The organism is Pedobacter foliorum (genome assembly GCF_013266735.1).
Classification (GTDB): Bacteria; Bacteroidota; Bacteroidia; order Sphingobacteriales; family Sphingobacteriaceae; genus Pedobacter; species Pedobacter foliorum.
The window spans coordinates 1-15,408 of sequence record NZ_JABSNU010000018.1 but is presented as its reverse complement, the minus strand read 5'-3'; the positions used below and the strand labels follow the sequence as shown (position 1 = coordinate 15,408).

Here is a 15,408-nt window from a genome sequence, read left to right as displayed (position 1 = left end):
CTTAAGCCAATTTTACCCTTGGATCAACAAAGGCATATAAAATATCTACAAAAATATTAATTACTACAAAAACAAAGGCAATAAAAAGTATAGACCCCATAACCACTGGAAAATCCGACATCTCTAAGGCAGTTACTGTAGTGCGTCCTAAACCATTATAACCAAAAATGTACTCTACAAAAAAGGATCCAGCAAGCAAAGAAGCAAACCACCCTGAAATAGCAGTGATGACAGGATTTAGTGCATTTCTAAGTGCATGCTTATAGATAATTGCATTTCTGCCCAAGCCCTTTGCTCTGGCAGTCCTGATATAATCCTGAGCCAGCACATCTAACATGGCACTTCGCGTTAACTGTACAATTATCGCTAAAGGCCTTAAACCTAAGGTAACCATCGGTAACCAAAGATTTTTCCAGGTAGTGACCTCACCCTCAAAAGGATCATAACTGTATAAGCTACCCGACATATTTAATCCGGTATAATCACTTAATACAAAACCAAAAAACCATGCAATAATAATCCCGGCGAAAAAAGAAGGGGCCGATATTCCCAAAATAGCAAAAGCATTTGCAGTTTTATCAATCCAGGTATCTTTATGAACTGCTGATAGAACGCCTAAAAAAACGCCTATAATGGTCGCAAATATCATTGCAGTAAAAGCCAGAATAAAAGTATTAGGAACAGTTTCTGTTAAAATAGTAGTTACATCACGCTTAGTTTGATAAGAGCGGCGTAAGTAAGGCCATTTTAACGCAACAGCATCATTACCAATAGAAAATAGCTTTACATAATGGTATTTCTCTTCAGTCTCCTTATTATTATCATGAAGACCTATTGGCGAAAGATCATTTAAATAAAGAAAGAATTGTACTGGTCTTGATCTGTCTAAACCAAACTCTTTACGCACAGCTTCTAAAGATTGTACATCAGAACGTTGTCCTAAAGTCATTCGTGCCGGATCCCCTGGCAATACATTAAACAGTATAAAAACGACTACAATTACGCCCGCCATAACGGCAAATCCATAGATGAATTTCTTAAAGGCGTATTGAAACATGATTATTTAGCGAAATACTTTTCAGCAAGTTCGTCAAAACTAGGCACATTATTATAGTGCCATTTATTAATGACTACCCCATTCTTTAGCAAGAGTATACCGGGGTTCGCCCTTACCATGCTTTTTAAAGGAACGGCATCAGCATAAAAAATTTCGCTAAACAACTTCATTCTTTTGCTGTACTCATCTGCATTTTGCGCTGAACTTGAGGTTAACAATACAGACCTTATATTAAATTGCTCAGTAGCATTTAATGCTACTGCATTTAACTTCGCCATCCCCTCCTCATTAGCATCTTTTAAATTGTAAGCTACAATTACCAGATTATAATATGGGTTCTCTATCAGTTCTTTAGTATAATCGGTACCCGAAGCATCAGTTATTTGAAGGTCCTTAATTTTAGGCTCATAACCTTTTTTAATTAATTTACTTTCCGGCTCACCTACAATTTCCCAATTCTCATCTTTCCATATCTCTGTTTTTAGGTAATCCTTATCACTCATCACTTTCGTTTCACCGGTTTCCTTATTCTTCATGTTATACATGATTAGATACTCATCAGGCTTTGCTCCCGCAGGTATTTTCATCAATTCAGGTAAACTAGCCCCAACTTTATAAGGTAAAAAATCTAATATTGGCAGTCTGCTATAGGTGAACTGACTAAACATTAATGAGAAAGTAAGTACAATGGCAAACAAGCCACTTTGCCATCTGGCATCATTAGTAACCGGGTTTATCCGATCCCTGTTTTTAAACAAGTAAACGATCATTGCCAATAGCACAAGGTCTTTAGAGAAGGATTGCCACGGCGTTAAAGGAATGGCATCACCAAAGCAACCACATGATGTTACCACTTTAAATGCTGCCGAAACAAAGGTTAGAAAAGTAAAGAAGATAATAACAACTAATAAGCCGGTAGTTACTTGTTTACGCCAAAAACCAAAAAGCAACAAAGCACCCAATACTATTTCAAAAACACAAAGCAGGATAGCAATTCCTGTAGCCATACCACTAAGGAATGGCATGTGAAATACTTCGAAGTACTCTTGAAGTTTATAACCAAATCCGAGTGGATCATTGGCTTTTATCAATCCTGAAAATATAAAGAGGACACCAACAAATATCCTTGAAAAGTTTAATGCAGCTTTCTTCATTGTTTACCAGCTATTTTACGCCTAACTTAATTAAAGCAAAAACAGCATAGTTTAACATATCCTGATAATTTGCATTTACTCCTTCTGAAGCCAGAGTATGGCCAGAATTGTCTTCTATTTGTTTTACCCTTAAAATTTTCATTAAAATCAGATCTGTTAAAGAGCTGATGCGCATGTCTCTCCAAGCTTCACCATAATCGTGATTTTTGGCAAACATAAGCTCTTTAGTTCCACCTACCTTTTCATCGAAAAGTTTTTCAACTCTTTCTACTCCTAGTTCATACGGATCATCTTCTCCAAGTTCAAGTTGCATCATAGCAATTGCGCAATAATTAATAATGCCGATATACTCAGAAACCACGTCTTCCCCTACTTTGGATACTTTTTTTTCTTCAAGCGTGCGGATGCGCTGTGCCTTAATGAAAATCTGGTCTGTTATAGAAGACGGGCGTAATATTCGCCATGCCGTTCCATAGTCATTTGTTTTCTTTAAAAAGAGCGATTTACAAACCGCGATTACCGAGTCAAATTCTTGTGAAGTGTTTGTTGCCAAAACGATTAAAATAATAAGTTTACATCCGTTTTAATACAGGATCCTAATAGAGTTAAATCATTTAAAGATTTTATCTAAGTTTGTATTCAAACAATGGCTAAAGATACATTTTTAAACCGAAAGACTACACTAAACGTCAAAGGCAAACTGACAGATATCAGCTCCCCATGCGTAATGGGCATACTAAATCTAACTCCCGACTCATTTTACAACAGCAGCAGGGCTGGCTCCCTTGATGATGCATTGCAGAGAACAGAAGCCTTTCTGAAAGATGGAGCTAAGTTTATAGATATCGGAGCATACTCCTCTCGTCCGGGGGCAGCAGAAGTTAGTACTGATGAAGAGTTAAAAAGGATAGTCCCTGTAGTAGAGGCCATCACAAAAAAGTTACCTGAAGCAGTAATTTCTATTGATACATTTAGAGCCAAAGTAGCCAAAGAAAGTATTGAAGCGGGCGCTCATATCATAAATGATATCGCATCGGGCGATCTGGATGAAGCTATGTTTGACACTGTTGCTGCACTTCAGGTTCCATACATTATGATGCACATGAAGGGCAATCCACAAACCATGCAACAGGAAACAGCATATAAAGATCTTGCATTAGACATAACAGATTATTTTTCTGCTAAACTTGCTCAATTACAAAAATTGGGAGCAAAAGATATCATTTTAGATCCAGGCTTTGGTTTTGCAAAAACTTTAGATCAGAACTATCAACTGCTAAACCAACTGGAAGATTTCAACATCTTTGAATTACCCTTACTTGTGGGCTTTTCCAGGAAATCTATGATCTATAAATTTCTGGGCTTAACACCGCAGGAAGCCCTAAATGGCACATCAGTATTGAATACAATAGCACTACTAAAGGGAGCAAGCATTTTACGCGTTCACGATGTAAAAGCTGCGGTAGAATGCATAGCTTTAGTCCAAAAGACACAGCAACAATAAAAAACCATAACTTGGCACTAATGAAAGGCTTAGAATTTGATTTCTTAAAGGTAACAGTTACAGATGCGGTAGACATTATTCTTGTCGCTTTAATTATCTATTACATCTACAACCTGATTAAGAATACCCTCGCAGTAAATCTTTTACTAGGTATGGTTATTATACTAGTAATACACTGGGTTGTAGATGCATTAAAAATGAATTTACTCTCTACCATCATTAACCAGTTTATAAGCGTAGGAATTATAGCCTTAATCATTATTTTTCAGCCCGAGATAAGGCGCTTTCTCTTACTCATCGGAAAAAATACTTTCCTTCAGCAAAACAAAGCATGGTGGGGTTATCTATTTGGAAGTAAAAATATAGAACGAGACAACCTAATCCGTATAAAACCGATTATTGATGCTTGTAAAAGCATGAAGAAATCCAGAACAGGTGCTTTAATTGTATTCGTAAAGTTTTACGACGACCAGCTTTTTGCTAATAGCTGTGAACTAATAGATTCAAAAATATCCAAGCGATTACTGGAAAGTATCTTTCAAAAATATAGCCCTCTGCATGATGGCGCAGTTGTTATTGCGGAGAACAAGATTAAAAGTGCAAGCTGTATTCTGCCTTTAACTGATAATGACAAACTACCTCCACAGTTTGGTCTGCGTCACAGGGCCGGGATTGGTGTTTCTGAAACCACTGATGCTGTAGCCGTAATTGTTTCTGAAGAAACAGGTGAAATTGCCTATGCTAAACAAGGCAGGGTAAGGATGAACGTATCATTTGGAGAGTTGGAGAAACTGCTCAATAAAGATTTTTAAATTAAGTGATCTGTTCATGGGCTGGAACAAATTGCGCTGAAGGGCGCAAATGGTTCCTAGGCCCCATCTCAGACACTGAATTTAAGGGAAACAGCATGGAAAAATGGCCCATTTACTTAGGATAATACGATGATGTTTAGAATAGCTTGAAGCTACTACCGGTAAAGTACAACACTAATTATAGTATAATAATTAATGTTTCCTATCTCAAAAACTAGCCCCCTTGCTTTCCTTAAAAATCACCTTCTTCGATGAGGCCTAGGCGCTGTTGCTTTTCGCAACAGATGCCAGACTTAGCGAAGAACGGTTATTTTCCTCCCTTTAATTTTGAACTTTACCAAACCCGTGTTCTCCAAAGATTTTAAAGTTGCGGAGATGTTATCAAATCTTGAAACCGACAAACTAAACAACTCCTTACGTACTGCATCATTAGTATAAACTATTTCGACATCATACCATCGGGAAATGCTTTTCATAATAGTTTCCAGACTTTCTTCCTGAAATAAGAACAGTCCATTTTTCCAGGCAACTGCCTCTTTAGGATTTGCTGCTGTTATTTGTAAACCATCTACACCTATTGTAGACTGTTGATCTACTTTGATAAGATTATAATAGTTGATTTGAGCTGCCCCTTCTAATACTGTAGTTTTTGTAGATTCATCGTTGGGATAACCACTAATGTTAAAACGAGCTGCTTCAACCTCAATTCTCTGTTTCTCTGATACCACAATAAAAGTCACATTAATCGTAGTATCATTACCTGGAATAAGAGATTTAGCTACAATTTTTGGCACTTCAAAGTAAGCTTCACCTATTAATTCTACCTTTCTTGCTTTATTAGGAGGGAATGACGCTGGGTAAGTTAATTTTGAGCCAGCATTTAACCACACTTTAGTTCCATCGGGTAATCGCACTTGATATTGACCACCTATTGGGGTTTCAAGGCTGTTAACGCCTTTATCTTTAGCTACATCAGCATCCGCCCCTTTTTCATTAACAGCATAAGTAATTTGCCCTGTACCTGTTCTTATAATACTTGAACCCGACTCCTGGGCTAAAATCCCATTGGGTGCATCATCCAGAATAATCTTTTTACCATCAGCTAAGGTCAATGTCGCTCTGCTGCTGCCTGCATGAATATCACGTTTAGCAAATCTGTTTTCTTTTAGTGGTTTTGGATGATGGTTATAAAAAAGTGCACCAACAGCACATGCAATTAATGCGAGACAAGCTATTGCTAAATACCTAAATGCCCAGGTTTTATAAAATATTGGCTTTTTTTCTGATTCTGTATTCATATTTCTATTCTTTCTTCTGACTTAATTAAATTTAATCTTAATGAATCGGGGCCTGTACAACTGAGGATCCTTATCAAGATCTTTAAAGAACTCAAAAGAATTAACATTATAACTAATTAAAAGTTCACCTTTTTCAGATAAACTAGGATGTGCTTTAGCATTATATGGAAAATACGACTTCTCTTTTAATGCATCAGAACAATCCCAAAGTTTTATTATCGGTCCAAATGGTCCTACCGGAGTTTTCCCTAAACGCATCCCTACTGTCCTGCTCAATCCACTCTGCTGAAAAACCAAAGCATATCTACCGTCAGGTAATGCTGATAAACTTAATTCGTTTGAAACCTGATCTGTTACCGTTTCTGCTTTCGTAATATCTGCATTCCAAATAGCACCATCCCAAAAATTCCATTTGGAATAATCATCAAACTCCTTTGGCTTTACTCTTGCTACCAACAGTTTTTTAGCCATCCCCTTAACGCCGTAAATATAAATATATCCATCAGGATTAGGAGCTCCGGCTTTTGCTGTATTCACAAATATACCTGCACCAAACGATCCCATTTCTTTTTCCGTTTTGCTCTCACTCAAATAAAAAGGTGTATCCTTTTGTTCAAAATTTTTAAAAGGGGCTTGCTCTTTTTGAGATATTTTTATCAGTGTATTACCTACCTCCGAAAAACCAAACGCACCATCTCCAACTTGTTTTACTCTGTATCCAAAAATATAGATAGCATCATTTTGTTCCTGATTGACAAAACCATCTCCAAGCCAGTAATAATCTTTAGGGCCAGTTAAAGGAGTTTTTGGCACAAATACTGTTTCAGCACTATCCTTAGCATCATTTTTCCAAAAAAAAGATATATTTTCCTTTACGGGCTTCACTCCTTTTAGTACAGCCACGCTATTGTGGATCATTCTAGCTCCCGGTTTCATTTTACTATCTTTAATCTTCCCGATCATGCTATCGCTAAAAATAAACAATGTTTTTTTAGCTTCAGGCTTGCCATATTCTACGCCATTTAATGGAATACTGTAAATGCCATCGCCACCAAACCACCCATCCTCTCTTACAAATAAATTTGTCCATGCAGTATCCTCTGTTGCTGTAAATTTTATATTGGTCAAATCCTGAGCATCAGCATTCGTGAACCAGCCTGCTAAACTGCAGAACAAAACGATATTTTTTATGCTTAATGTAAATTTAAATCTATTCATCAGGCATAAATATATCAAAAGTATTATAGATGTTTTTTAATTAATATTGTATCAATGAAAATTCAATTACACTTTTCGGGGGTATTTATTAAGAGAGTTGTCCTCAGTATGATTCTCTTATCGAGCACACTAGACTCCTTCTGTCAGGATCAAAAAACAATTAAATTCACCTTACTGTTCGACAAAACTGTGCAACAAATACACAACATTGGTGGATCTGGATGTTGGTACACAGAAGAAATTGGCAAGCAATGGCCATTAGCTAAAAAACAACATATTGCCGAATTACTATTTAGCAGGGAGTTTGATAAAAATGGCTGCCCGAAAGGCATCGGTTTATCGGCATGGCGTTTTAATATTGGAGGAGGCACAGCTGAACAAGGCGATAGCAGCGGAATTGCAGATTCTGCACGCAGAGTAGAGTGCTTTTTATCCCCTGACGGGACTTACGATTGGGACAAACAACAAGGATATACCTGGATGTTGCAGCAGGCAAAAAACTATGGTGTAAAGGACCTGATTGCATTTGTAAATAGTCCTCCTGTACAATTTAACAAAAATGGTCTCGGCTATAAATCACAAAAGGATGGATCCACAAACCTAAGACCCGACAAATACGATGCTTATGCAAATTTCCTAACTGAAGTAATAAAACACTACGACAAAAAGAACCTTCATTTTAACTATATCAGCCCAATAAATGAGCCCCAATGGGATTGGCTAAAGAGCTCCAATCAGGAAGGCAGTCCATGGACAAATGAAGAAATGTTTGAAACTATTAAATCTTTAAACACCAGTTTAGCTAAGCAAAAACTTAGTACAAAAATTCTAGCTACTGAGGCTGGTCAACTTGATTATCTATATGCACATAAAGGGCGTACATCTCGTCAAATAGATAACTTCTGGAATCCTAAAAGCCCGTTGTATATAGGTGGTCTTAGTAATACTACAAAGTTTGTTGAAGGTCATGGCTATTTTACAGAAAATGGCGACAACACGCTAATAACCGTGAGAAGATCTTTAAGAGATACTTTGAAAAAGTACAAGGGACTGGAATACTGGCAATCAGAATATTCAATGCTTGGCAATGGTTTTAAAGATAAAACTTCGGGCAATCCAAGCGAAATGGATCATGCATTATTCCTTGCTAAAGTAATTAACCATGATTTTACCATTGGGGACGCATCTGCCTGGCATTTCTGGAATACTTATGAACCAGGGAATCCATTAAACCCTCGTTATTTCCTTATTGCTATAAATCCAAAAAGGGCAAACAATCCTGAAACCATGTACACAATCACTAAAAATTTATGGGCATTGGGGCACTACAGTCTCTTTATCCGTCCAGGAATGGTTCGTATAGAAACCCAAAGAAACGATGGTTTAAACGATATCGAGATTGCTCAACAGGTTATGATTTCTGCATTTAAAGACCCTAAAGGAAAAAGCATTATTGTAAATGTAATTAACTATACCAGCGAAGCTAAAAAGACTGATTTTGTATTAAAAGGATTAGCTAAAGGAAAGCTTAAAAAACATTACATAACCTCCGAAAAACAAGATGATAATATACGCCCTTATCCGCTTGAGGATACTACACTACCTCCCCGATCAATAAGTACGTTTATATTCTCTGCTCCTTAAATAAAAGTATTTTTATTTAAACGCAAAAGAGAGTATCCAAAAGATAAGATTGTCATTCTGAATTCATTTCAGAATCACACAATTACTATTTAATATTGCTTAAACGAGATTCTGAAATGAATTCAGAACGGCGATGAGCATAATCAAATAGTAAATAAATCTTTTTGGATACCCTCTTTATATAATTTCTAATTCCTACTAGCAGTACTGATCAAAAGCACCAATAAGGCTATCAGCAATCATTTGTGCAGGACGGCCTTCAATTTGATGACGCTCTATCATATGAACTAATTTGCCATCTTTAAATAAAGCCATTGAAGGTGATGATGGAGGAAAAGGCAACATATAACCCCTAGCTCTGTCAACCGCTTCTTTTTCCATACCTGCAAAAACTGTTACTAATTTTGTAGGATGTTTTTCATTTGCTGCGGCCAATCTTGCTGCCGGACGTGCGTTTGATGCTGCACAACCACATACCGAGTTAACTACTACAAACACAGTTCCTTCGCTTGTAATGGCGCTATCAACTGCTTCAGCAGTTTTTAATTCTTCAAAACCTACGTTTGTAAGTTCAGCACGCATTGGCTCAACTAAATATTCTGGATACATATGCTTAATATTTTTATTAATTTCTTCTTTAAGTATACAAAGGTACTGTACCTGCAACTAGCATCAAAACATTGGCGATAAGACCAATATAGTTTTGACCTTCAAATTACTTTGTGCCCGCTAGCCAAAACACAGTATTTCTCTGCTCAAATCATCATTTCTTGTCTTTCCCTTTCTTTCCAAACTGTCTCGGATAGTAAGATATAGTAGTCATAAAATATTGCTTCAGCACATTCTGCGTCCCTATGGTAAAACTATTAGCATCACCATAATTGATCACACTGGTGTTCTGGTGTAAAAGATCCAGTGCGGAGAATTTAAATTCTGCGTTATTGCCTTTAAGAAAACGATAAACCGCACTGGCATTCCAGATGGTAAAATTGATATCGTCGGCTATAGAGGACGAACTCTTGTTGAAAGTTACATTGCTGTTCAACGTAAATCTTTTGGTTACATTATAACTACTACTCAGTGTAGTACCCATATTTGTACCGCTGTATTCGGTATTAAACGCCTCCTGTTTAGAATGCGAGGTATTGTAAGACTGCCCAAATGCAACAGCCAGGTAGCTTTTGTAGGTATAATTGATATTTACACTTGTATAAGTGTTCAGGTTGGTCGAAAAAGTAAAGATACTGTTGGTATATCCGGGGTTTTTATTTGCATTGAAGTTGCTGTTCAGACTCAGCTGAAGTTCTGAAGACTTCAACTTGTACGCTTTTCTGATGTTGCCATAACCGTTGATGTATTTGTGTCCGTTTGCGTTAACCAGGTATACGGTACGCCTGTTTTGTTCATCGATCAACAGACTGTCTACAATATTATTGGCAATCAGACCAGCGCTGATCCCCATATAATAATTGAGGGTATTTTTACTTCGCTGGTCATTACTGTCGAATCTAAAAGACAATTCCCGCTGCACCCCTTCTTTCAAGTTAACATTTCCCCTTTGCAGGTAGTACAGGTTGGTGCTATCCGTCAGCGGTGCCAGCTGATTGATGTTGGGTATATTAATCTTCGTAGTGTAACTAAGGTCATAGCTTCTTGAAGTTTCCCCATATTGGTGATTATAGAAACTGAGGCCGGCATCAGGAGCAAATCTGCTGTAGTTGCGTTTTAAGTTTTGAAATGATCGGTCAGATTTATTGTCTTGGCTAATCATTAGTTGTTTGGGATGAAACCGGATGGTAAATGATTTATAATAGCGGTTAGACAGGCTTTTCTGAAAAGATTTTTCTATTCTCAGCCCCGGCGTTTCCTCGATCACATTAGTGCGGATCTGGTTGTCCAAGTAAGCATTTGTTTTATATACATTAGTCAGAGTGTCCAGATCCTGTACCCTGTTGATGTTTTTATCCGAGTTGAGTACCAGTTTGTTGGTGAGGTTAAAGCTTAACCTGGAGTAGTTCTTACTTCCAAAAATTAACCTTTTTACATCCGGTATTGTCAAATTTAATTCCTGTCTTAAACCATCTGAGCTGATATTGTACTTTCTGTTAAACTTCTGATTGGAAGCTGTGCCGGTAAATGATTTAAACTCGGTGATGTTCAGTCGCTCACTTTCGTTATTGTAATTATTCAAACTATATTCGGCAGTACCCCCCCTAAACCGTGTTTTGGGGGTGATGATGTATGGAGAATACTGGTATTGACCGCTAAACCTGAAATTTTTGTTATTATTACTGCTCGTATTTAACGAGTTGTTGGTACTGGTCAGTACATCCTCTACATTGGTAGAACTACGGAAAGTTTGATTATTGTTTTCTATCCGGTCGAATTTTACTTCCTGGGAAAATTCTAAATTATGACCTTTTTTAGCGTACTCATAATAGGAATCAAACTTTTGTGTCATATTGGAAGATTCATTGATGGTCCGGCTGTTCTCGATCACCTTATCTGTACTGTTAACAGAGGTCGTAGTTTTGTAATCTGCCAGGAAATCGGTGTTCCTGTCCTGCAAAAAGTAATTGGACTTTAAAGTACTTTTGAGCTCGTATGTTGGTTTCTCAATGAAATTGTAGCTGAAGTTAGCTCCTAGTGCACTGGGCCGGGAGATGCCTTCGGCCCTGAAATCAGGCTGGTATTCTACGTTGGTACCCACCCCCTTAAATGTGCTATTGGACATGAGATCGCCAGTGTTATCTGCAATCTTATTGATGTTATTCATGGCTCCCACAATAGCAAGCTGCATCTTTGGAGTAAACATATTGATACTGCCATCGGTCTCAAACCGATTGTTGGTACCATAACCAAAACCAATCTTACCAAAAAAGCCTATGTCCTTTCCCTTTTTGAGCTTAATGTTCATTTCCAGTGTAGAATCTGCTCTGCTGGAACTTTCCTGGTTCCTCGATTTGTTATATACCTGTATTTTTTGAACAGAATTCTTGGCCAGGTTTTGAGTGGCCAGCTTCATGTCGCCGCCAAAAAAGGACTTTCCGTTTACCAGCAGACTTTTAACTTCTTTACCATTAACGGTGATCTTCCCATCGCCCCATAGCGTAATGTTCGGGATCATTCTCAGTAAATCCTCCACCACAGCATTGCTATCCAGCTTAAAGGCGGCGGCGTTAAATTCAAGTGTATCTCCGTTCATGCTAATCGGCGGCACAGAGATGACCACATCATTCAGCATAACATCCCTTTTGGTTGCTACAATGGTTTGGAGATTGATCGTATTTTTATCGGCAGGTATCGTAAATTGTTTTCTGGAAGTCAAGTAGCCCACGTGGCTGACATCAAGTCTCAAAGGAAGATTGACTGGAAGATTTTTAAAGTTAAATTCACCATAATTATTAGTCACCTGGTAACTCAGCAAAGTGCTGTCTGCGGCTTTGTACACAGAAACGGTGGCAGATTTAAGGACATAATTTTGCGCGGTATCCCTCACAAGACCTTTTACGCTTCCCGGATTTGCAGGATTGACTTGTTGCGCGCGGAGTGTAATACAGGTAATACTCAGCAAAAATGCCAGAGTTAGCGTTGTTAATTTAGACATGGAGCGTTAATTTTTCTTTGGCTTTAATTTGATGATTACCGGGTTGCTTTTCTTATTCTGCGTTTTAAAAAATTGTGTTAAAACATCATTGTACTTCCTGTTTTTTTCTTCATTCTGTTCTTTAGCAGTGAACATTGTCAAAGAAGAATAACTGGTGTAAAAATATTCGGGGCTAACGATCAGGAAACCCTTATTGGTAAAGTCATATTGAGAGGCTAAATCAGTTACAGGTAGGAATTGCGAGGTAGAATCGGGTTCAATGTCTGCTATTGAAGTCAGTTCAGCTGTTTTCAGGTTGTAGATGAAAGCTTTTTTCTCATCGCGACTCCAGTTAAAGTTCCTGACCTGGAAATACAGGTTATTGAAATGCAGATAACTATTTGTCATCTCATAGAAAGCATCCCTGTTTTTCTCATAATAATCAAATGCTTTCCCCTTGTAAACCGGGTTGGTACCATAGTCCATTGGCAGGGAATTTGCCGCCGGGAAAAATATCTGATAGGCCAAGGAAAGCTTGCTGGAGGTTAGCTTATAAATATTATACTGGTAATTCTTGATGAATAGAAATTCATCAGGATTACCGTAGTCGTATACGCGCCCACCATGCCACCTGTCATCCCCCTTACGGTCTTCGGTTTTGTAAGAAAAATAACTCTCTACTCTTTTATTGTCTTTAATCAGGCTCAAATAATAGTACGTACTGTCTTTTTCGTTCTTTTCCAGGAAATTCTGATCGATCACAGTACCATCACTGAACTTTTTATAGTTGGCGTAGTTTTTCTCTTTAGGTACAGGTACTTTTTTGATGAGTTTACCGGCAAAATCAAAATAGTACACTTGTTTCCCCGCACCTATTTGGATGGCCTGCTTGTCATCCTCTTTGACGATATTGAAGCCATAAAAACTTTGATCCTTTACATCCGGATCTTTTTCAAACTTGCTGGCATTGATTTTTGCCACGTATTTGCCAGCTTTTGTAAATATCAGCACTGCTTTAGTTTCCCAATCGTAAACCACATAATGCTCATCGGTCATTTTAAGTTGCTGAATAGCTCCAAAAAGACTTTCCTTAGTGGTTTCCAGAGGCGTAAAGGTAACTTCGTCAAAAAATTGCGACACAGCTGCCCCACGTGCGCTAGAAGGATCTATCCTAAGGGTAACCATTGTGGAACTATCTATCTTACTTACCTGGGCCATAGTTTGGCCATAAGAGAGAATGCAGGTTATTAAACTGCATAAACTGCAGAGAGCGAATTTTAACATAAAGGCATCATTTGGTTCCTTAAATATATTAATTTTCAGAAGATTAATGATTTTAATTCAAGTTCAGCCCCCATTTTTAACACTAATTAACATTAAGCCAAAAAAAAACTGAATAGGAATAGATACAAATCTTACAAAGATTTCTTTCGTCCCAGTTGTTGTGCAAGATAAGGACAAAGCGGGGTCTGGTACGTAGTTTATTCGGATAAAGGTACCTTTTACCCGAAGCGGACCCCAATCTGGCACGAACCAAACACGAATGTGGTTACTATTTATTACGACAAAAGGGGCCAGAACAATTTGAATTGCACCATTCATTTTTTGTTGCAATAAATAAACATAAATAGTCGTAAATTTGCGGCTGTTTACTAGAAACTTAATCACTTAAATATGTCATCAGTAGAGACAACTTACGTTCCTTACAAAGTTAAGGACATTTCACTGGCAGAATGGGGCCGCAAAGAAATTGAACTGGCAGAAGCAGAAATGCCAGGATTAATGTCGTTACGCGAAGAATTTGGTCCTTCTCAACCATTAAAAGGCGCACGCATTGCAGGTTGCCTTCACATGACCATCCAAACTGCAGTTTTAATTGAAACATTAGTTGCATTAGGTGCTGAAGTTACCTGGTCATCTTGTAATATATTTTCTACTCAGGATCATGCTGCTGCTGCTATTGCCGCTGCTGGTATCCAGGTATATGCATGGAAAGGTTTAGATGAGGCTAGTTTCGACTGGTGTATCGAACAAACTTTACATTTTGGCCCTGAGCGTCAGCCATTAAACATGATCTTAGATGATGGTGGTGACTTAACCAATATGGTTTTCGATAAATTCCCTGAACTTATCGCTAACATCAAAGGTTTATCTGAAGAAACTACTACCGGTGTTCACCGCTTATATGAGCGCATGAAAAACGGAACATTGCACTTACCTGCAATCAACGTAAATGACTCAGTTACCAAATCTAAATTTGATAACAAATACGGTTGCCGTGAATCATTAGTAGATGCAATTCGTCGTGCTACTGATATCATGATGGCTGGTAAAGTAGCTGTTGTTGCTGGTTACGGTGATGTTGGTAAAGGTTCTGCCGAATCTTTAAGTTCACAAGGTGTACGTGTAATTGTTTCTGAAATTGACCCAATCTGTGCATTACAAGCTGCAATGGAAGGTTATGAAGTTAAGAAATTTGCTACAGCAGTTAAAGAAGCTGATATTATTGTAACGACTACAGGCAACTGTGACATCGTTCGTGCTGAACACTTCAAAAGCATGAAAGATAAAGCTATCGTTTGTAACATCGGTCACTTTGATAATGAAATCGATGTTGCCTGGTTAAACAAAAACTATGGCGCTACTAAAGTAGAGATCAAACCTCAGGTAGACAAATATACTATTGATGGAAAAGACATCATCCTATTGGCTGAAGGTCGTTTAGTAAACTTAGGCTGTGCAACTGGTCACCCAAGCTTTGTAATGTCTAACTCATTCACTAACCAAACTTTGGCTCAATTAGAATTATGGATCAATACAGATCAATATGAGAACAAAGTTTATGTACTTCCTAAGCATTTAGATGAAAAAGTAGCTCGTTTACACTTGGCTAAAATCGGTGTTGAACTTGATGTTTTAGATGCTCATCAGGCAGAATACATTGGTGTTCCGGTTGAAGGTCCATTTAAACCTGATACTTACAGATACTAATATTTAGATTCTTATCTTTATACAAAAGAAGCCGTATCATTAATCAAAAGATGATACGGCTTCCTTTTTTGTTTGTTGTGAGATCCGTCCTGAGTATTTCCTTACTATGCCTTTTTTCTTTGAATATTTCTTGAAGTGTACAAA

Annotated in this window: 12 protein-coding genes; 4 read left to right on the top strand and 8 right to left on the bottom strand. The window is 37.7% G+C overall.

The annotated features are described in order from the left end of the window. Position 1 precedes the first annotated feature (1 nt). Genes HQN83_RS22785 through HQN83_RS22775 form a run of 3 tightly spaced genes read right to left on the bottom strand, consistent with a single transcriptional unit; the run spans position 2 to position 2,764 of the window. Positions 2-1,057: an ABC transporter permease gene (locus HQN83_RS22785; protein WP_173093679.1), complete on the bottom strand. Its 1,056-nt coding sequence runs from the start codon at positions 1,055-1,057 to the stop codon at positions 2-4. 2 nt (positions 1,058-1,059) lie between these two features. Further along, the gene (locus tag HQN83_RS22780) at positions 1,060-2,211 is read right to left on the bottom strand and encodes a BT_3928 family protein (protein ID WP_173093677.1); all 1,152 of its coding nucleotides are present in this window, start codon (positions 2,209-2,211) and stop codon (positions 1,060-1,062) included. A 10-nt stretch (positions 2,212-2,221) separates the two neighbouring features. Continuing rightward, a complete protein-coding gene (locus HQN83_RS22775) occupies positions 2,222-2,764 on the bottom strand; it encodes a DUF1599 domain-containing protein (protein ID WP_173093675.1) in 543 nt (180 codons plus the stop codon). A gap of 93 nt (positions 2,765-2,857) precedes the next feature. Here HQN83_RS22775 and folP point away from each other — a divergent pair, with 93 nt between their 5' ends. After that, positions 2,858-3,715 carry a dihydropteroate synthase gene (gene folP, locus HQN83_RS22770; protein ID WP_173093673.1) on the top strand — a complete coding sequence of 286 codons (858 nt, stop codon included), beginning with the start codon at positions 2,858-2,860 and terminating at the stop codon, positions 3,713-3,715. A 20-nt stretch (positions 3,716-3,735) separates the two neighbouring features. Next, positions 3,736-4,527 carry a diadenylate cyclase CdaA gene (gene cdaA / locus HQN83_RS22765; protein WP_173093671.1) on the top strand — a complete coding sequence of 264 codons (792 nt, stop codon included), beginning with the start codon at positions 3,736-3,738 and terminating at the stop codon, positions 4,525-4,527. A 293-nt stretch (positions 4,528-4,820) separates the two neighbouring features. Here cdaA and HQN83_RS22760 read toward each other — a convergent pair whose 3' ends face one another. Beyond that, positions 4,821-5,825 (bottom strand): FecR family protein, encoded by a 1,005-nt coding sequence (locus tag HQN83_RS22760; protein WP_173093670.1) that lies wholly within the window; start codon positions 5,823-5,825, stop codon positions 4,821-4,823. A 21-nt stretch (positions 5,826-5,846) separates the two neighbouring features. After that, positions 5,847-7,043 carry a DUF4185 domain-containing protein gene (locus tag HQN83_RS22755; protein ID WP_173093668.1) on the bottom strand — a complete coding sequence of 399 codons (1,197 nt, stop codon included), beginning with the start codon at positions 7,041-7,043 and terminating at the stop codon, positions 5,847-5,849. A gap of 54 nt (positions 7,044-7,097) precedes the next feature. Here HQN83_RS22755 and HQN83_RS22750 point away from each other — a divergent pair, with 54 nt between their 5' ends. Continuing rightward, entirely contained in the window at positions 7,098-8,687 is a 1,590-nt protein-coding gene (locus HQN83_RS22750; protein ID WP_217277455.1) for a glycoside hydrolase, read from the top strand. A gap of 198 nt (positions 8,688-8,885) precedes the next feature. Here the strand turns inward: HQN83_RS22750 and HQN83_RS22745 are convergent, their stop codons facing one another. The 3 genes from HQN83_RS22745 to HQN83_RS22735 all read right to left on the bottom strand — a co-directional run bounded on the left by HQN83_RS22745 (position 8,886) and on the right by HQN83_RS22735 (position 13,491). Next, positions 8,886-9,296: a BrxA/BrxB family bacilliredoxin gene (locus HQN83_RS22745; protein WP_173093666.1), complete on the bottom strand. Its 411-nt coding sequence runs from the start codon at positions 9,294-9,296 to the stop codon at positions 8,886-8,888. Between the two features lie 154 nt (positions 9,297-9,450). After that, complete coding sequence (locus tag HQN83_RS22740; protein WP_173093664.1) at positions 9,451-12,294, bottom strand: carboxypeptidase regulatory-like domain-containing protein; 2,844 nt, start codon at positions 12,292-12,294, stop codon at positions 9,451-9,453. A gap of 6 nt (positions 12,295-12,300) precedes the next feature. Beyond that, positions 12,301-13,491 (bottom strand): 6-bladed beta-propeller, encoded by a 1,191-nt coding sequence (locus HQN83_RS22735; protein ID WP_173093662.1) that lies wholly within the window; start codon positions 13,489-13,491, stop codon positions 12,301-12,303. Between the two features lie 456 nt (positions 13,492-13,947). On the opposite strand from HQN83_RS22735, the gene ahcY reads away from it, so the two are divergent. Next, complete coding sequence (gene ahcY, locus HQN83_RS22730; protein ID WP_048906320.1) at positions 13,948-15,264, top strand: adenosylhomocysteinase; 1,317 nt, start codon at positions 13,948-13,950, stop codon at positions 15,262-15,264. Positions 15,265-15,408 lie beyond the last annotated feature (144 nt).

Coding starts and splice junctions, on each gene's coding strand:
- HQN83_RS22785 (WP_173093679.1), bottom strand. CDS start 1,057: ATGTTTCAATACGCCTTTAAGAAATTCATCTATGGATTTGCCGTTATG.
- HQN83_RS22780 (WP_173093677.1), bottom strand. CDS start 2,211: ATGAAGAAAGCTGCATTAAACTTTTCAAGGATATTTGTTGGTGTCCTC.
- folP (WP_173093673.1), top strand. CDS start 2,858: ATGGCTAAAGATACATTTTTAAACCGAAAGACTACACTAAACGTCAAA.
- cdaA (WP_173093671.1), top strand. CDS start 3,736: ATGAAAGGCTTAGAATTTGATTTCTTAAAGGTAACAGTTACAGATGCG.
- HQN83_RS22760 (WP_173093670.1), bottom strand. CDS start 5,825: ATGAATACAGAATCAGAAAAAAAGCCAATATTTTATAAAACCTGGGCA.
- HQN83_RS22755 (WP_173093668.1), bottom strand. CDS start 7,043: ATGAATAGATTTAAATTTACATTAAGCATAAAAAATATCGTTTTGTTC.
- HQN83_RS22750 (WP_217277455.1), top strand. CDS start 7,098: ATGAAAATTCAATTACACTTTTCGGGGGTATTTATTAAGAGAGTTGTC.
- HQN83_RS22745 (WP_173093666.1), bottom strand. CDS start 9,296: ATGTATCCAGAATATTTAGTTGAGCCAATGCGTGCTGAACTTACAAAC.
- HQN83_RS22740 (WP_173093664.1), bottom strand. CDS start 12,294: ATGTCTAAATTAACAACGCTAACTCTGGCATTTTTGCTGAGTATTACC.
- HQN83_RS22735 (WP_173093662.1), bottom strand. CDS start 13,491: ATGGCCCAGGTAAGTAAGATAGATAGTTCCACAATGGTTACCCTTAGG.
- ahcY (WP_048906320.1), top strand. CDS start 13,948: ATGTCATCAGTAGAGACAACTTACGTTCCTTACAAAGTTAAGGACATT.